This window comes from Xanthomonas rydalmerensis (assembly GCF_033170385.1).
Classification (GTDB): domain Bacteria; phylum Pseudomonadota; class Gammaproteobacteria; order Xanthomonadales; family Xanthomonadaceae; genus Xanthomonas_A; species Xanthomonas_A rydalmerensis.
The window spans coordinates 1,083,048-1,100,334 of sequence record NZ_CP126170.1; the positions used below are offsets into that span (position 1 = coordinate 1,083,048).

Below are 17,287 nucleotides of genomic sequence, written 5' to 3' on the forward strand. Positions count from 1 at the left end.
CAGTCAGGCGCTGCGCCACGCAACGCCGGCAGCGCGCCTGCCAGACCCAACGCGGCATACTCGGGAATGGGTGACACGCCCTAGGGCGCCGGCGCTCAGCGTGCGAAGCGTGGCTGGCGCCCGGGCGAACACAGCACGCGCACGCTGTCGCCCAGTTCCTCCGGCGCGCCGCCGGCCAGCAGCGCGTGCAGGCGCGGCCGGTCCGGGGCTGCGCCGGGTGCCAGCCCGACCCAGGCGTCCTTGCCGGCGCCCTTGGCGGCGTAGAGGCAGCGGTCGGCCAGGCCCACGCTCTGTTCCCAGTCGCCCAGCGCCGGCCACGCGGCCACGAACGGCCAGGGCGCGAAGCCGATCGAGCAGGTCAGCGTCAGTTCGCGCTCGGCCAGGACGAAGCCCTGCGTCGCCACCGCCGCGCGCAAGCGTTCGGCCAGGTCGCTGGCGGCGTCCTCGCGCGGCAGGCGCGTGACCAGCAGGAACTCCTCGCCGCCCCAGCGCACCAGCAGGTCGCGCTCGCCGCACAGCCCGCGCAGGCGGTCGGCGCAGTGCACCAGCGCGGCGTCGCCGGCCTGGTGGCCGTAGTCGTCGTTGATGCGCTTGAAGTTGTCCACGTCGATCATGAAGAAGTACAGCGCATCGGCGCTGCTGCCCGCGTCCAGCGCCGCCAGCAGGGCCGGGCATTCGCGTGCCAGCCAGTCCTGCAGTTCGCGGCGGTTGGCGACCTGGGTCAGTGGATCCAGGCGCGTGGCCGCCTGCAGCCGCGCATTGCTCTGCAGCAGTTGCTGGTTGGCGCGCTCGAGCTGGCGGGTGCGCTCGGCCACGGTCAGGTTCAGCAGTTCCACCATGTCGCGCTCGCGACTGACCGTACGCCGCACCCGCTGCAACGCCAGGCCGAGCAGCGCCAGGCCCAGCACCACGTAACCGGCGTAGGCCAGCGGGTGCCGCCACGGCGGCGGCAGCACCTCGATCTGCAGCCGTCGCGCGGCGCCGAACTGGCCGTCGCGGCCGGCCGCTTCCACCACCAGCGTGTAGCGGTCCGGCGGCAGGTGGCTGACCGAGAAGTCGCTGTGCGCGGTCTGCGGGTACACCCAGCCCTTCTGCAGCCCGTCCACGCGATAACGCAGGCGCGCGGTGCCCGGGGCGGCGAAGTCGATCGCGGTCATGCCGATGGTGAACACGTTGTCGCGGTGGTCCAGGACGATGCGCTGCGCGTAGACCACGTCGCTCTCGGCCTGGTTCTCGCCACCGTTGCGGTCCTCGCCGGCATTGAGGATGCGCAGGTCGGTGAGCACCGCGCGTGCCTGCGGGCTGCGCAGCGGCAGGCGCGTGGGGTCGATCACGTCCACCCCCTGGGTGCCACCGAAGTACAGCAGGCCGCGCGCGTCGCGATAGCCGCGGCCGCTGTTGTATTCCTGGTTCTGCAGGCCGTCGCGGCGGCCCAGGCTCTGCACGATGCGGGTGCGCGGATCGAGCACGCTCAGGCCGTTGTTGGTGCTCAGCCACAGCCGTCCCTGCGGGTCCGGCAGGATGGTGTAGATCACATTGCTGCTGAGTCCCTCGCGGTCGCTGTAGCGCAGTGCCACGTCGCGCTTGAGATCGACGCGGAAGAGGCCGCCGGAGAAGGTGCCCACCCATAGCACGCCATCGCGTTCGTACAGCGACCACACCGAGGCGTAGAGCGGGCTGCCACGCGGGCGGTAGGGCTCGACCGGACGGTCGCTGCGCATGCGCCACAGGCCGCAGTCGTTGCAGCCGATCCACAGCGTGTCCTCGCTGTCGCGGTAGATCCGGGTCAGGGTGTGTCCGTTCAGTGGCGCCCAGCGCGGATCGTCGTGCACGCGTCCGCCGACCACGCGGGTCAGGCCGCGGCGGGTGGCCACCCACAGCGTGTCGCCTTCCAGCATCAGGTCGTTGATGTGCTCGTCGGCCAGCCCGCCCAGGCGCCGCAGTGCGCCGCCCCGGTCCAGGTGCCACAGCCCCTGGCGCGTGCCCAGCCACCAGCCGTCGCGGTCGGCGGCGATGCTGCGGATCGCCTGGCTGGCCAGTCCCGGCACCACATGCCAGGCGGTGTGACTGCCGTCGCGCAGCAACAGGCCCTGGTCGGTGCCGATCAGCATGCGCTCGCCGTCGCGCCAGATGCTGCGCACGCTGCTGCTGGGCCAGGCGTGGATGTCGCTGACGCGCTCTTCGTCGTTGCGGATCACCGCCGACAGCGGCCGTACCCGGTACAGGCCGCCGGTGTAGGTGCCGATCCACCAGGTGCCGTCGGGCGCCTGGTAGAAGCGGATGATGGCGCTGTTCGGCGGCATGTCGAAACTCAGCTGCTGCGGCACATGCCGCGCGCTGTCCAGTTGCGTCACCGTGGCGTTGGTGGTGCCGATCAGCACGCGGCCATCGTGCAGCCGGATCAGCGCGCTGAGGTCGCTGCCGCCGGTCAGCAGTTGCGCCGGCGTCCAGTGCGCCAGCACCGCGCCATGCGCATCGAGCTGGAACAGTCCGCCCCGCGCCGAGGCCAGCCACAGCCCTTCCGGCCCGGATTGCAGGCCCACGCATTCGTCGATGCCGCGCGGCGCCGGCAGTTCCTCGCGCGCCTCGCGGCCCAGCCGCCACAGCCGGCATTGCCGGTCCAGCGCCACCGGCTGCTTGCCGTCCGGCATCCAGGTCAGGCCTACCACCGGCGCATCGCCGCCCAGCGGCCGTGCCCGCTGCAGGTCGGCGTCGACACGGTCCGCCCCGCGTTCGGTGCCTAGCCACGCGCCGCCCTGCGGATCGATCAGGATCTGGGTGATGCGGTTGTGCGACAGCCCCTGCTTCGCGCCAAGGCGGTGGTGTTGCCAGGTGGCCAGCTCGATCACTTCCAGGCCGGCATCGTTGGTGCCCAGCCACAGGCGGGTGCCGCGCGGCTCGAAGCCGATGCTGTCGATGCTGCTGCTGAGCAGGCTTTGCCGGCTGTCGTTGCCGAGTTCGTGCCGGTAGGCGCGGAACAGATGCCCGTCGAAGCGGTTCAGGCCTTCCTGCGTACCCACCCACAGGAAGCCCTGGTCGTCGCTCTGCAGGGCGTTGATCGACAGTTGCGACAAGCCGTCGTCCAGGCCGAAGTGTTCCAGGCTGCTGGGCAGGTCGGTGTCGTCGACCGTCGCGGCCGCGGACGCAGCCGGGGTCAGCACCAGGCACAGGATGAGGCAGGACGCGGCCAGCGGCAGGCGGTCCAGCAAGTTGGAGAGCGAGACGGTCACGCCGTGTTATCGGCCATGGTGGGGCCGGCCTTGAATGCACGGCGGGCGGTGCCTCGTCGCTGGCTGCGGCAGGTAAGGCGCGGCGCGTTGTTCCGTGCGGAGCATGCCGAGCTCCGCCACGTGGCACGTGCCGCCAGCGACAACCGGCACGCCGAGGCTGGCCCGCCAATCGCCGCGCTACCGACGCGGCCCGGCGCGCGCACGCTCGGCATCCAACCGCGCCGCACGTACACTGCATGCTCTGCGCGCTGTCCGCGCCCACCCGACGACGCCTCGCGGCGTCCTGCCAGCCGCCTCACGCCCATGGATGCCCCGACGATCCTGGTCGCCGACGACCACCCGCTGTTCCGCGCCGCCGTGCTGCACGCGCTGCGCCAGGCCTTGCCGCGTGCCCTGGTGGTGGAGGCGGCCAGCGCCGCAACCCTGGACGCCGCACTGGCCGCGCAGGCCGATGCCGACCTGATCCTGCTGGACCTGGCCATGCCCGGTGCCCGCGGATTCTCGGCCCTGCTGCACGTGCGCGGCGAGCGCCCGGACGTGCCGGTGGTGGTGATCTCCTCTAACGACCACCCGCGGGTGATCCGCCGCGCGCAGCAGTTCGGCGCGGCCGGGTTCATTCCCAAGTCCTCGCCGGCCGAGACCATCGGCATCGCGGTGGCGGCGGTGCTCGATGGCGGCACCTGGTTTCCGCCGCTGACCGCGGCGCGTTCGGAGGCTGACGCGCAGCTGGCCGCGCGCCTGGCGCAACTGACCCCGCAGCAGTTCCGCGTGCTGCTGTGCCTGGCCGACGGCCTGCTCAACAAGCAGATCGCCTATGAGCTGGGCCTGGCCGAGAACACCGTCAAGGTCCACGTGACCGCGATCCTGAAGAAGCTCGAATGCCACAGCCGCACCCAGGCGGCGGTCCTGGTGAAGGCGCTGGAGCCGGAAGGCGAAGCCTGAACCGGGGCGCCGGCGGGGGGCGTTTTCCGCGGCGCCCGGATACGCGATGCTATGCGCCGATGCCCGCGCCCCCTGCGGGCGGAGACCACCGGACCATGCCCACCACGACCATCCGCAACGAGCAGACCGCCTACTATCCGTTCCTGCAGGAGATGCTGGACGACGACTACTTTCCCCCGTCGCTGGTCGGCAAGGGGCAGAAGATCCTGCTGCGGTTGTGCGAGGCGATCGAGGCGCAGGCACCGGCGGACCTGCCGGCGCTATACCGGCTGACCCATGCCGCCACCGAGGAGTTCAACAAGCTGGCGCTGGAGTTCGAGGCCCACGACAGCGAGATCGAGACCGCTGCAAGCGCGAACATCGGCGTGGATTTCCTGCACATCGCCAGGGCCTATGGCTTTGCCGACGCCGACGTCGAAGAACTGATCGCTCCGCGCGAGTGGTGAAATCGGCTTTTCCTTCTCCCTTCGGGAGAAGGTGCCCCGCAGGGGCGGATGAGGGTGCGGCGGCCAGTGCTGCCTCATTGCAAGGGCAGTGATGAGCTTGGTTCGCCAGCTGCGCATGAGGTCTTGCGTGGCGCTGCGCGCCCCGTACCCTCACCCCAACCCCTCTCCCGAGGGGAGAGGGGCTTGCGCGCTTCCCTTCTCCCCTCGGGAGAAGGTGCCCCGCAGGGGCGGATGAGGGTACGGCGCCCAGCGCTGCCGCATTGCAAGGGCAGTGAAGGGGTTGGTTGCCAATTTGCGCATGAGGTCTTGCGTGGCGCTGCGCGCCCCGTACCCTCACCCCAACCCCTCTCCCGGTGGGAGAGGGGCTCCGGTTGTTCCCTTCTCCCGCCGGGAGAAGGTGCCCCGCAGGGGCGGATGAGGGTACGGCGGCTAGCGCTGCCTCATTGCAAGGGCAGTGATGAGCTTGGTTCGCCAGCTGCGCATGAGGTCTTGCGTGGCGCTGCGCGCCCCGGATCCTCACCCCAACCCCTCTCACGGTGGGAGAGGGGCTAGCGCGCTTCCCTTCTCCCCTCGGGAGAAGGTGCCCCGCAGGGGCGGATGAGGGTACGGCGGCCAGTGCTCCCTCATTGAAAGGGCAGTGGTGAGCTTGGTTCGCCAACTTTGCACGAGATCTTGCGTGGCGCTGCGCCCCGGACCCTCACCCCAACCCCTCTCCTGGTGTGAGAGGGGCTCAACCTCAACCCCGCCGCAGCAGCATCTGCGTCATCAGCGCGCGCAGGGCCGGGGGCCGTACCGGTTTGGCCAGGAAGCCCCAGTCGCGTTCCTGCGCCAGGCTGCGCAGCGCCGGATCGGGTTCGGCGGTGATCAGGATCACCCGCGGCTCGGCCTGCCAGCGTGCGCACAGCTGCGCGAACAGGGTCGGGCCGTCGCTGTCGCCCATGCGCACGTCCAGCAGCACCAGTTCCGGTGCCTGCGCCGGCTGCGCGGCGGCCAGCGCCTGTTCCGGGCCGGCGGCCAGTTCCACCTGGCAGGCCCAGCGCGTCAGCAGGGTGCGGCTGGCCTCGCAGACCCGCGGGTCGTCGTCGATGCACCACACCCGGCAGCCGTGCAGGATCGGGTCGTCGCCGTTGTCGCTGGCCATCGCCGCCGGTGCCTGGCGTTGCGCGGCGGCGGCATCGCCCAGCGGCACGGTCACCGAGAACACGCTGCCGCGGCCCAACTGCGAGCGCAGGCCGATGCGATGGCCGAGCAGACGGCCGATACGCTCCACGATCGCCAGGCCGAGGCCGGCGCCGCGGTCGTTGGCGACGCCGTCGCCAAGCCGGCGGAACTCCTCGAAGATCTCCTGCTGCAGGGCGTCGGGAATGCCTGGCCCCTGGTCGTGGACCTCGATGCGCAGCTGCGCGCCATCGCGCCGGCAGCCCAGCAGCACGCGCCCGCGCGGGGTGTAGCGCACCGCATTGGACAGGAAGTTCTGCAGGATGCGCCGCAGCAGGGTCGCATCGCTGCGCACCGTGGCGCGGGTCGGCACGTAGTCCAGACGTAGCCCGCGGCCTTCGGCGACGATGCCGAACTCGCGCGCCAGGGTCTGCAGCAGCGGGTTCAGCGCCAGGTCCTGCACCTGCGTCTTCAGCGTGCCCGCCTCCAGTCGCGAAATGTCCAGCAGGCTGTTGAGGATCGCGTCCTGCGCCGCCAGCGCGTTGTCGACGTGATCGGCGATCTGCCGCGCGTCGGCGTCGTGCAGCTTGCCGCGCAGCGCCGAGACGAACATGCGCGCGGCGTTGAGCGGCTGCAGCAGGTCGTGCACCGCCGAGGCCACGAAACGGGTCTTGTAGCGGTTGGCGTTTTCGGCCTCGCGCTTGGCCTCGGCCAGGTCGCGGGTGCGTTCGGCGACGCGGTGCTCCAGCGCGTCGGCCAGCGAGCGCAGTTCGCGCGCGGCGTTCTTGTAGCTGGTGATGTCGGCGTAGCTGGTGACGAAGCCGCCGTCGGGTAGCGGATTGCCGCGGATTTCCAACACCGTGCCGTCGTCCTTCTCGCTCTCGCGCATGTGCGGGCGGCCGCTGCGCAGGTGATCCAGGCGGCGCTGGATCGCCGCTTCCACCGGGCCGGGGCCGAGCAAGCCGCGGCGCGCGTTGTAGCGGAACACGTCCTCGATCGGGCGGCCGACCCGGATCAGTTCCGGGGGGAAGCGGAAGATCTCCAGGTAGCGCGAATTCCACGCCACCAGGCGCAGTTGCGCGTCGATGATCACCACGCCCTGCGGCAGGTGCTCCAGGCTGCGGCTGAGGCCGGTGTCGGCCTGCTGTGCGGCCTGCACGATGCCGTCCTGGGCGGTGCGCAGTTCCTGCGCATGCTGCTGCAGCAGCGACTCCAGTTCGCGCCGGCTGCGCTGGCGCAGCCGCGCCAGGCGCTGGCGCTGCTGGAACAGCAGGCCCAGGAACGACAGCGCCAGCCAGATCCCGGCCGCGGCCAGCGCGGCGGCGCGGCCGGCCGCGCGGCTGCCGCCGACGTCGTGCAGCAGGTGCAGGCGCCAGCCGCTCTCCGGCAGCGCCATGCTCTGCCACAGCAGCGGCGCCGGCTGCGCCGGCGCGTCGATGCGCATGACCTGGCCGCCGTCGTCCAGCGTCTTCAGCACCCGCCGCCGCGCCGGCAGCAACGTCTGCTGTGCGTACTGGCGGGTAGCCAGCAGTTCGTCGCGTTCGTGCGCGCTGAGCGGCTGCAGTTGGCGGTAGCGCCACACGTCGCGGCTGGCCAGGAACACCACGCCGTGGCCGTCGCTGACCAGTACCACGTCGGGCACGCGCAGCCATTCGTGCTCCAGCGCGGCCAGTTCGATCTTGATCGCGATCACGCCGAGCGGGCGCCCGCGCGCATCCACGATCGCCTCCGACAGGAAGTAGCCGGGCACGCCGGTGGTCACGCCGATGCCGTAGAAGCGGCCCTTGCCCTGCGCCAGCGCCTGTTTCACATAGGGCCGGAAGCTGTAGTCGGCGCCGACGTTGCTGCTGCGCAGGCGCCAGTTGCTGGCGGCCAGGGCCACGCCCTCGGCGTCGATCAGGGTCAGGGTCGAGGAGCGGGTGACGTCGTTGGCGCGCTCCAGCTTCAGGTTCAACTGCCGCTGCGTCGCCGGGTCGAGCGGGCGGGTCAGGGCGTCGCGCAGTTCGGGATCCAGCGCCAGCACCTGCGGCAGGGTACGGTAGCGGTCGATGCGCTGCTGCAGGGTCTGCGCATACAACTCCAACTGCTGGCGCAGTTGCACGCTCTCGGCGCGCAGCGCGCGCTGTTCGGCGACATGCTGCGCCGACAGCATCGCCAGCACCATGCCGCCGACGATGACGATCACTAGCAGGACAAGGCGGCGATGGCGCAGGAGCGAAGGCATGCGGAAGAACGCGGCGACTAGGGCCGCATCAGCTTAGAGGGTGCGATGCCGTTTGCGGCATGCGGCGGCGATGGCCGATGTTGCGGATCGCCAACGGCAGGACGCGGCCTGGTCAGGCTTGGCTGGCGATCGTGTCAGTGCGTGCTGCCGTGGATGTGCCGCGGGCACGTTGCGGGGCGGCGAGGTCAGATCGCAAAAGGGCCGTCGGCATCGCCGACGACCCACGCGGCGTTTCGTTGCTCAGCCCCTGCGGCTGGTACCGCAGGACGCACGCCGGCCGATCGCGTCGGATCGGCCGACGTGCGCCGGCTCAGAACTGGACCTGGGCGCGGACATCCAGCGAGTTCGGCTTCAGGCGCACGCCGGCGCGCTCGGCATCGGCGCGCACGTAGTTGACCTGGAACTTGAAGTGGCTGGTCAGGTACCAGTTGGCACCCAGGGTCCAGTCGTGCTGACGGCCGCCGAGCACGGTGCCGTCGTCCAGGTCCAGGCGGCTGTAGCGCGCCAGCAGTTCGACCGCGCCATAGGCGTTGGCCGGCTTGATGTTGCCGACGTTGCCGGCGCTGTACGGCCGCGATTCGCCGGTCAGCACGTAGCTGGCGAACACGTACTGGCCGTCGGCGGTGTAGTCGGGGCGGCCGTTGTCGCGGGTCACGTCGGCGCGCAGCGCCTCGCCCTGCATCGAGAACGGACCCTTGATCCAGATCGCCTCCAGACCGGTGCGACGCACCTGGTCGACGTCGACCAGCGTGCCCGAATCGATCAGGCGCACGTCGGTCAGGCCGGCTTCCGGACGCGCGCGGAAGCGCGCGCGCGGGCTGAAGCTCACGTCCAGGCCGTTGTGGTAGCCGCGCGGATTTTCCTGCGAGTACGCCAGGCCGAGGTGCAGCACGTCGCCGTCGGCCTTGAACGGGGTCCACACGCCGCGCACCGCCTGGGTGGTGCCTGGGTTGTCGCCCTGCAGGTCCTTGCCGCCGTAGGCGCCGGCCTGCAGCAGGTACTGCGGACGCTCGAAGGTCCACTCCACGCCGGTGCGGCGGCCCTGGTAGATCGCCTGCACCGGCAGCGCGACTTCCATGAAGCTGTCCGCACGCGAGCTGGTCACGCCTTCCAGGCCCACCGGCACCTTGATATAGCCCAGGCGCACCTTGCCGTAGTCGGCGCCGAACAGCGCCTTGGTCTCGAAGCGGAAGAACACGTCCAGCCACAGCTTGGACTCGAAGTCGAAGTACACCATCGCGTCGTACACGCCCTTCTTCTTCAGCGTGGCGCCGAACTCCTTGCGCCGGAACGCGTTGTCGTCCTCCAGGCGGCCGTCGTCGTTGGAGAAGTTGTTCCAGTCGTAGGCGTAGTTGCCGGTCACGGCCAGTTCGGTACCGTCGTTGAAGGCGATCTTGGTCGGCCAGTCGTCGAAGCTGTTGGCGGCGACGGCGGGAGCGGCAGCGGTCAGGCCCAGCGCGGCGAAGAGAAGAGTGTGGCGCATGATGGAGTCGTCTCGGTAAGGAATGAAGGCGCGGCAGTCCCCGGCCGGGCTTGGTGGTGCGATGGCGCGGGCAGTGCGGTGGCGGGCCGCACGCGAACGGCGACGCCGCTGCGGTGCGGACACGGTGCCGAACGTGATGCCCCCTGCATGCAATAGCGGACGCGCCCGGCTGTTCTTTACGGCGATGTTGCAGTCCTGCGGCGGCGTCTCCCCCTGAAGACCGCGCTGCGATGGCGGCGGCACTGCTCCGGGCCGCCTGGGCGGCCATCAGATGCAGCGCTGCGCGCAGCCCTTCCTTGAGCCTGCGGGGACACTGTAACCGCCTCGCCGGGGCCGCCGACCGGGCCTAGTACCAATAGGTTATCTGCTTCGGCGCTGGCGCCGCGTACAAAGGCAGCATTCCGCGACCCGCGTCGGGTGGGCGGACCGTCCCGGAGCGTCTTCGATGCAGATCTCAACTTCCCCGGCCACGCCTGCGCCGCGGCCTGTGCCGTTCTACCGGCATACCTACGTCCAGGTGCTGGTGGCCATCGTCATCGGCGCCGTGCTCGGCCATCTGGAGCCGCAGTTTGCCACCCAGCTCAAGCCGCTGGCCGACGCCTTCATCAAGTTGGTGAAGATGATCATCGCGCCGGTGATCTTCCTGACCATCGTCACCGGCATCGCCGGCATGACGCACCTGAAGACAGTGGGTCGGGTGTTCGGCAAGGCGATGGTGTACTTCCTGTTCTTCTCCACCCTGGCGCTGGTGGTGGGCATGATCGTCGCGCACGTGGTGCAGCCCGGCGCGGGCATGAACGTCAATCTGGCGACGCTGGACCAGAGCAAGGTTGCCAGCTACGTGCAGAAGTCGCACGAACTGACCCTGGTCGGTTTCCTGATGGACATCATCCCCAACTCGCTGGTCGGCGCGTTCACCGGCGACCAGGTGGTCAACGGCAAGCTGGTCGGTACCAACGTGCTGCAGGTGCTGTTCGTCGCCGTGCTGTTCGGCGTGTCGCTGGCCATGGTCGGCGAGCGCGGCAAGCCGGTGCTGAACTTCCTGGAAGCGCTGATCGCGCCGGTGTTCAAGCTGGTGCACATCCTGATGAAGGCCGCGCCGATCGGCGCGCTCGGCGCGATCGCCTACACCATCGGCGAACACGGCCTGCACTCGCTGGTGCAGCTGGCCTGGCTGGTGGGCTCGTTTTACGTCACCTCGTTGCTGTTCGTGGTGGTGATCCTCGGCGCCGTGGCGTACCTGTGCGGCTTTTCGATCTTCAAGTTGATCCGCTACCTCAAGACGGAATTGTTGCTGGTGCTGGGCACGTCCTCGTCCGAATCGGCGTTGCCGTCGCTGATGGAGAAGATGGAGCGCGCCGGTTGCGAGAAGTCGGTGGTCGGCCTGGTGGTGCCCACCGGTTACTCGTTCAACCTCGACGGCACCAACATCTACATGACCCTGGCGGCGCTGTTCATCGCCCAGGCCACCAACACCGAGCTGACCCTCGGCCATCAGATCACGCTGCTGCTGGTGGCGATGCTCAGCTCCAAGGGCGCGGCCGGCGTGACCGGCGCCGGCTTCATCACCCTGGCGGCAACGCTGGCGGTGGTGCCGGAAGTGCCGGTGGCCGGCATGGCGCTGATCCTGGGCGTGGACCGTTTCATGAGCGAGTGCCGCTCGCTGACCAACTTCATGGGCAATGCAGTGGCCACCGTGGTGGTCTCGCGTTGGGAGAATGCGCTCGATCGCGATCGCCTGCGCCTGGCACTGGATGGGGAGCCCGTGCCGCTGCCGGCGGTGGCGGCCGAACCGCTCGCCACGCGCTGATCCCTTGCACCACACGACGCGCCGGCCCAGCCGGCGCGTTGCATTTTCCCTGCGCCCAAGGCGCTCGCGACAGCCGCCAGACAGGACCGCTCCTGCTGCTGGGGGTAGAATTCCGGGCCTCCGCGCCTTTCGACAAAAGAAGCCCTCGATGTCAAACGACGATTTCAAACAGGCCGCCCTCGACTATCACCGCCAGCAGCCGCCGGGCAAGATCAAGGTCTCCGCGACCAAGCCGATGCTGACCCAGCGCGACCTCTCCCTGGCCTATTCGCCGGGCGTGGCCTTCGCCTGCGAGGCCATCGTCGCCGACCCGAAACAGGCCAGCGAACTGACCGCGCGCGGCAATCTGGTCGCGGTGATCAGCAACGGCACCGCGGTGCTGGGCCTGGGCAACATCGGCCCGCTGGCGTCCAAGCCGGTGATGGAAGGCAAGGGCGTGCTGTTCCAGAAGTTCGCCGGCATCGACGTGTTCGACATCGAAATCAACGAGAACGATCCGGACAAGCTGGTCGACATCATCGCCAGCCTCGAGCCGACCTTCGGCGGCATCAACCTGGAAGACATCAAGGCGCCGGAGTGCTTCATCGTCGAGCGCAAGCTGCGCGAGCGCATGAACATCCCGGTGTTCCACGACGACCAGCACGGCACCGCGATCATCGTCGGCGCGGCCGTGCTCAACGCGCTGGTGGTCACCGGCAAGAAGATCGAAGAGGTCAAGCTGGCCACCACCGGTATGGGCGCGGCCGGCATCTCCTGCGTCAACATGCTGGTCTCGCTGGGCCTGAAGCCGGAGAACATCCTGGCGCTGGACCGCGATGGCGTGATCCACACCGGACGTACCGACCTGGATCCGGACAAGGCGCGCTACGCCCGCGACACCGACAAGCGCACCCTGGCCGAGATCGTCGAGGGCGCGGACATCTTCCTGGGCCTGTCGGCCGCCGGCATCCTCAAGCCGGAGATGGTGGCGACGATGGCGCCGCAGCCGGTGATCTTCGCCCTGGCCAATCCGAATCCGGAGATCACCCCGGAGGCGGCCAAGGCGGTGCGTCCGGACGCGATCATCGGCACCGGCCGTTCGGACTATCCGAACCAGATCAACAACGTGCTGTGCTTCCCCTACCTGTTCCGTGGCGCCATCGACGTCGGCGCCACCGGCATCAACGAGGAGATGAAGATCGCCTGCGTCAAGGCGATCGCGGCGATGGCGCGGCGCGAGGCCTCCGACCTCGGTGCGGCCTACGGCGGCGAGACGCCGAGCTTCGGTCCCGACTACCTGATCCCGCGGCCGCTGGATCCGCGCCTGCTGGTCGAGCTGTCCTCTGCGGTGGCGCAGGCGGCGATGGATTCGGGCGTGGCCACGCGGCCGATCGCCGACATGGCCGCCTACCGCGACAAGCTCAGCCAGTTCGTCTACCGCACCAGCCTGATGATGAAGCCGGTGTACGACCGTGCGCGCGCCGACAAGCAGCGCGTGGTCTATGCCGAGGGCGAAGAGGAAGTGGTGCTGCGCGCGGTGCAGAGCGTGATCGACGAGGGCCTGGCGTTCCCGATCCTGATCGGCCGTCCCGACGTGATCGAGGCGCGCATCCAGCGCCTGGGCCTGCGCATCACCGCCGGCGTGGATTTCGAGATCACCAACATCCACGACGATCCGCGCTTCAACGACTACTGGCAGTACTACCACGCGCTGACCGAGCGCCGTGGCGTTACCGTCACCGCGGCCAAGGAACTGATGCGTTCGCGGCCGACGTTGATCGCGGCGGTGATGGTCGCGCGCGGCGAAGCCGATGCGCTGCTCACCGGCGTGGTCGGCCGCTTCCACAAGAAACTCGGCTACGCGCGCAGCGTGATTCCGCTGGAGCCGAAGGTCAGCTCGACCTCGGCGATGACCGGCGTGATCAACCAGCAGGGCGCGTTCTTCTTCGTCGACACCCACGTGCAGGAAGATCCGAGCGTGGAGCAGATCGTCGAAGCCACGCTGCAGGCCGCCTATCGCCTGAAGCTGTTCGGCATCGAGCCGAACATCGCGCTGCTGTCGCATTCCAATTTCGGCAGCCACGATTCGCGCGATGCGCTGAAGATGCGCCAGGTGCGCGAGGCGCTGCTCAAGCGCAAGCCCGAGCTCAACATCGATGGCGAGATGCAGGGCGACACCGCGTGGGACGAGGCGCTGCGCAAGCAGATCATGCCCAACAGCACGCTGAAGGGCCGCGCCAACCTGTTCGTGCTGCCGAACCTGGAAGCGGCCAACATCGCCTACAACCTGGTGCGCGTGTTCACCGACGGCGTGGCGATCGGCCCGATCCTCATGGGCATCTCCAAGCCGGTCCACATCCTCACCACCAGCGCCACCTCGCGCCGGGTGATGAACATGACCGCGATCGCCGCGGTCGACGCGCAGATCCGCAAGCAGCTCGAAGCGGAGAAGTAAGCCGCCACGCGGCTTGCGCACCGGCCCGCGCGACCGCGGCGCCGGTGTTGCTGCGCGTGCTATGCGGCACTGCCGGAGCGTGCAGACGGTACAGACGGCAGCAAGGCTGCCACCCCGATGTCCCGGATGAAGGGCGGTCACGCGCTGCGCGCAATCCTGAAGGTGCGAGGGCGTGTTCGGCGCTGTGCCTGAAAGGCGTGGTGTCGCAGCAGACAGGATGGCCGGGAGGGAAGGGCGGCGATCGCGCAAGCGTCAGTGCGGGGAGCCGCGCCAAAAGCGGCCTGGGTGGCGGAACGGGCGCGCCGCTTGCGGCAGGATCAGCGAAAGGTTGGGGCTGGAAACGGTTTCATGCGCGGGCGATAGCAAGTTACGCAGTGCCATTCGCGTCATCACGCGCAGCCGGCATGCGGGCTGCGCAGGGTCGAGCCGGGCACGGGGGCGGCGCCAACGGCGCCACGCCGCGCTCAGGCCATGCGCTTGCCTACCGGCAACGGCAGGCTGTCGCTGTCGGTCTGGTTCAGCTTGGACGGCTTGCCAGTCAGCAGCACATAGGCATCGACGCCGGTAAGTTCGGCGATCTTCAGCAAATGCCGGGCATTGGGGACCGAACGGTTGTTCTCCCAATGGCCGAGGGTGCTATGCGCCACGCCTAGCAAGGCGGCAAGCTCGCGCAGTGTGAAACCGGCATTTCGCCGCGCCTGCATCAAACGCACACCTATATCCACGAGACACCTCAAAGCGGCATGTTGGCGCCGCGTGATACCAGCATAGTGCTGCGTTCGCCCTGCATCAAGCGAATAAGAAAGGCGCGTGAAAGGGCGCCGCTGCCGTCGCCTCCGGGACCTGCGCCTGGCCCGGGACGGGCTGCTAGAATCGCCTGTCCTTTTCGCCGTGTCCCCACCGCCATGAGCCATACCGCCACCGCGCCCGCCAATGCCCAGACGCGCTATGAGGTGCGCCGCGCCGACCTGCCGCTGAGCTGCCCGACGCCGGAGATGGCGCTGTGGAACTCGCATCCGCGGGTCTACCTGCCGATCGAAGACGAGCCGGGCCTGGAAGCCAAGTGCCCGTATTGCGGCGCGGTCTTCGTGCTGGTCGACTGATCCGGGTTCGATGCACCGCCTGACCGTGGTGCAGCTGCTGCCGGCGCTGGAGTCCGGCGGCGTCGAGCGGTCCACGCTGGAAATCGCCCAGGCCCTGGTCGACGCCGGGCATCGCGCCGTGGTCGTTTCGGCCGGCGGCCGGCTGCTGCCGGCGCTGGCCGCCACCGGCGCCGAGCACATCGCCCTGGACATCGGCCGCAAATCCTTGTTGACCCTGCGCCACGTGCCGGCGCTGCGGCGCCTGTTCGCGCGCGAGCGCGCCGACATCGTGCACGCGCGCTCGCGGCTGCCGGCCTGGTTGGGCTGGCGCGCGCTGCAGGGCATGCCGGCGGCGCAGCGCCCGCGTCTGGTCACCACCGTGCACGGGCTCAATTCGCCCAGCCGCTACAGCGCGGTGATGACCCGCGGCGAGCGGGTCATCTGCGTGTCCGAGACCGTGCGCGACTACGTGCTGCAGCACTATCCGCAGACCGACCCGGCGCGCCTGCGGGTGGTGCCGCGCGGCATCGATCCGGCACAGTTCCCGCGCCGTCCCCGGCCCGATGCGCAGGCCTGGGCGGCCAGCCAGGCGCCGGTGCTGGCCGGGAACGGGCCGCTGCTGTTGCTGCCGGGGCGCGGCACCCGCCTGAAGGGCCACGCCGACGCGCTGCGCCTGCTGGCGTCGCTACGCGGCGAGGGCAGCGACGCGCGGCTGTGGTTGCCCGGCGCGCGCGAGGCCGGGCGCGAGGCCTACATCCGCGAACTGGAAGCCGAGGCGGCGACGCTTGGCGTGGCCGACGCGGTGGCGTTCACGCCGCCGACTGCGCGCATCGCCGAGGCCTACGCTGCCAGCGACCTGGTGCTGCAGCTTTCGCGCAAGCCCGAGGCGTTCGGCCGCACCGTGGTCGAGGCGCTGGCGGTGGGGCGGCCGGTCCTGGGCTGGGCGCACGGCGGGGTCGGCGAACTGCTGGCACAACTGCAGCCCGCCGGCGCGGTGGCGACCTTCGATGCCACGGCCCTGCTGGCGACCGCGCGCGCGCTGCTGGCGCAGCCGCCGGCGCCGCCGGCGACGCTTCCCTATACGCTGCAGGCGATGCAGCGCAGCACTCTGGCGATCTATGACGAACTCCGGCCCTGACGGTTCCCTGTCCACTTCCCCCCTGCCCGAGGTCCGCGAACGCTGGGCGCCGGTCTGGGTGCTGGTGTTCGTCGCGCTGTGGCCGGCGCCGGGCCTGGCCGCCGGGGTGCTGGCACTGGGCGCGCTGGTCACCCTGGTACGCCTGCTGCACAGCCGCTTCCGCGGCGGCGCGCGCCTGCTCAGCGGTCCGGCCTGGGCGCTGACCACGCTGCTGTTCCTCACCTACTGGCTGCCGCAGCCGCTGTCGGCGCTGGGCGCGGTGGACGTGCCGCTGGCCCTGCGCGAATCGGCGGTGGACCTGCGTTTCCTGCCGTTCCTGTGGCTGGTGGCGATGGCGGTGGCGACGCCGCGCGGGCGCCGCACCACCTTCAACGGCCTGGCGGTGATCGCCGCGATCTGGACCGTGGATGCGCTGGCGCAGGCGCTGTGCGGTACCAGCCCGCTGTTCTGGTCGATGGACCAACTGAAGTGGGCGATCAGCCACCATGGCCTGTGCACGCCGCAGGAGATCGCCCTGGCCGATCGCCTCAGCGGCGTGTTCGGCCCGTGCAACCTGAAGTTCGGCCAGGTGCTGGCCAGCGTGTCGCCGTTCCTGCTGTGGCTGGCCGCGCGCCGCGGCGGCGCCTGGGGCTGGCTGCTCGCGGCGGGCGCAGTGGGCGTGGTGCTGGTGCTGGCGGGCTCGCGCGCGTCATGGGTCACCTATGCGGTACTGCTGGTGCTGTCGGGCTGGCGCCTGCTCGGCGCGCGCAAGCTGCTCGCGCTGGGCGTGGCCGCGCTGCTGGTGGCCGCGGTGCTGGGCGTGGTGTCGCCGCAGGTGCACGACCGCTTCGAGCGCACCGCGCGCGTGCTCAGCGGACATCCGGCCGACCTCAACGCGGCGCTGACCGGGCGCGCACAGATCTGGACCGCGGCCTGGTGCATGATCCGCGAGCATCCGGTCAACGGCGTCGGCGTGCGCGGCTTCCGCGAGGCCTACGCCAGTTGCGACCCGGATCCGACTCACGCCGGGGAATGGGGGCGCGAGCCGGCCTTCCATGCCCACCAGATCGTGCTCGAGGTGCTCGCCGAGACCGGGGTGATCGGGCTGCTGCTGTGGCTGGCCGGTGCCGCACAGGCATGGCGCGCCTGGCGCTACGCGTCGGCGCAGGCGCGCGAGCGGGCGCGTCCGGCGATGCAGGCCTTGTTGATCACCGTGTTCCCGTTCAACACCCACCTGGCCTTCTACTCGTCGTTCTGGGGCGGGCTGACCATGCTGCTGATCGGCCTGTACGCCGGCGCCCTATTGGCGAATGACCCCGAACCGGGCGAACGCGCCGACGCCGCGGCGCCGCGCTGAGCGC

The 17,287-nt window shown here is 70.0% G+C and carries 11 protein-coding genes; 7 read left to right on the forward strand and 4 right to left on the reverse strand.

The window, feature by feature from the left end; translation table 11 throughout:
• Positions 1 to 95 precede the first annotated feature (95 nt).
• Positions 96 to 3,230 (reverse strand): two-component regulator propeller domain-containing protein, encoded by a 3,135-nt coding sequence (locus QN245_RS04555; protein ID WP_317844677.1) that lies wholly within the window; start codon positions 3,228 to 3,230, stop codon positions 96 to 98.
• Positions 3,231 to 3,533: 303 nt separating this feature from the next.
• Here QN245_RS04555 and QN245_RS04560 point away from each other — a divergent pair, with 303 nt between their 5' ends.
• Both QN245_RS04560 and QN245_RS04565 read left to right on the forward strand, forming a co-directional pair.
• Positions 3,534 to 4,172, forward strand: a complete 639-nt coding sequence (locus QN245_RS04560) for a LuxR C-terminal-related transcriptional regulator (protein WP_048490880.1) — start codon at positions 3,534 to 3,536, stop codon at positions 4,170 to 4,172.
• 95 nt (positions 4,173 to 4,267) lie between these two features.
• Entirely contained in the window at positions 4,268 to 4,618 is a 351-nt protein-coding gene (locus QN245_RS04565) for a DUF5713 family protein (protein ID WP_184447116.1), read from the forward strand.
• A 736-nt stretch (positions 4,619 to 5,354) separates the two neighbouring features.
• Here the strand turns inward: QN245_RS04565 and QN245_RS04570 are convergent.
• Together QN245_RS04570 and QN245_RS04575 are read right to left on the reverse strand one after the other, a co-directional pair.
• Entirely contained in the window at positions 5,355 to 8,000 is a 2,646-nt protein-coding gene (locus tag QN245_RS04570) for a hybrid sensor histidine kinase/response regulator (protein WP_317844678.1), read from the reverse strand.
• A 310-nt stretch (positions 8,001 to 8,310) separates the two neighbouring features.
• On the reverse strand, positions 8,311 to 9,483 hold the full coding sequence (locus tag QN245_RS04575; protein ID WP_317844679.1) for an OprO/OprP family phosphate-selective porin: 1,173 nt from the start codon (positions 9,481 to 9,483) through the stop codon (positions 8,311 to 8,313).
• A gap of 445 nt (positions 9,484 to 9,928) precedes the next feature.
• On the opposite strand from QN245_RS04575, the gene QN245_RS04580 reads away from it, so the two are divergent.
• Positions 9,929 to 11,293 (forward strand): dicarboxylate/amino acid:cation symporter, encoded by a 1,365-nt coding sequence (locus QN245_RS04580; RefSeq protein ID WP_317844680.1) that lies wholly within the window; start codon positions 9,929 to 9,931, stop codon positions 11,291 to 11,293.
• A 148-nt stretch (positions 11,294 to 11,441) separates the two neighbouring features.
• Complete coding sequence (locus tag QN245_RS04585; protein WP_184647836.1) at positions 11,442 to 13,727, forward strand: NADP-dependent malic enzyme; 2,286 nt, start codon at positions 11,442 to 11,444, stop codon at positions 13,725 to 13,727.
• A 464-nt stretch (positions 13,728 to 14,191) separates the two neighbouring features.
• On the opposite strand, the gene QN245_RS04590 is transcribed toward QN245_RS04585, so the two are convergent.
• Positions 14,192 to 14,431, reverse strand: coding sequence for a helix-turn-helix domain-containing protein (locus QN245_RS04590; RefSeq protein ID WP_039728970.1), 240 nt, complete (start codon positions 14,429 to 14,431; stop codon positions 14,192 to 14,194).
• Positions 14,432 to 14,632: 201 nt separating this feature from the next.
• On the opposite strand from QN245_RS04590, the gene QN245_RS04595 reads away from it, so the two are divergent.
• The 3 genes from QN245_RS04595 to QN245_RS04605 are packed head-to-tail and all read left to right on the forward strand — an operon-like array spanning position 14,633 to position 17,283.
• A complete protein-coding gene (locus tag QN245_RS04595; RefSeq protein ID WP_010344507.1) occupies positions 14,633 to 14,830 on the forward strand; it encodes a zinc-finger domain-containing protein in 198 nt (65 codons plus the stop codon).
• A 10-nt stretch (positions 14,831 to 14,840) separates the two neighbouring features.
• Positions 14,841 to 15,947: a glycosyltransferase family 4 protein gene (locus QN245_RS04600; RefSeq protein ID WP_317844681.1), complete on the forward strand. Its 1,107-nt coding sequence runs from the start codon at positions 14,841 to 14,843 to the stop codon at positions 15,945 to 15,947.
• Positions 15,928 to 17,283: an O-antigen ligase family protein gene (locus QN245_RS04605; protein ID WP_317844682.1), complete on the forward strand. Its 1,356-nt coding sequence runs from the start codon at positions 15,928 to 15,930 to the stop codon at positions 17,281 to 17,283. Before QN245_RS04600 ends, QN245_RS04605 begins: the two co-directional genes overlap by 20 nt.
• The last annotated feature ends 4 nt before the right edge of the window (positions 17,284 to 17,287 follow it).

Coding starts and splice junctions, on each gene's coding strand:
- QN245_RS04560 (WP_048490880.1), top strand. CDS start 3,534: ATGGATGCCCCGACGATCCTGGTCGCCGACGACCACCCGCTGTTCCGC.
- QN245_RS04565 (WP_184447116.1), top strand. CDS start 4,268: ATGCCCACCACGACCATCCGCAACGAGCAGACCGCCTACTATCCGTTC.
- QN245_RS04570 (WP_317844678.1), bottom strand. CDS start 8,000: ATGCCTTCGCTCCTGCGCCATCGCCGCCTTGTCCTGCTAGTGATCGTC.
- QN245_RS04575 (WP_317844679.1), bottom strand. CDS start 9,483: ATGCGCCACACTCTTCTCTTCGCCGCGCTGGGCCTGACCGCTGCCGCT.
- QN245_RS04580 (WP_317844680.1), top strand. CDS start 9,929: ATGCAGATCTCAACTTCCCCGGCCACGCCTGCGCCGCGGCCTGTGCCG.
- QN245_RS04585 (WP_184647836.1), top strand. CDS start 11,442: ATGTCAAACGACGATTTCAAACAGGCCGCCCTCGACTATCACCGCCAG.
- QN245_RS04590 (WP_039728970.1), bottom strand. CDS start 14,431: ATGCAGGCGCGGCGAAATGCCGGTTTCACACTGCGCGAGCTTGCCGCC.
- QN245_RS04595 (WP_010344507.1), top strand. CDS start 14,633: ATGAGCCATACCGCCACCGCGCCCGCCAATGCCCAGACGCGCTATGAG.
- QN245_RS04600 (WP_317844681.1), top strand. CDS start 14,841: ATGCACCGCCTGACCGTGGTGCAGCTGCTGCCGGCGCTGGAGTCCGGC.
- QN245_RS04605 (WP_317844682.1), top strand. CDS start 15,928: ATGACGAACTCCGGCCCTGACGGTTCCCTGTCCACTTCCCCCCTGCCC.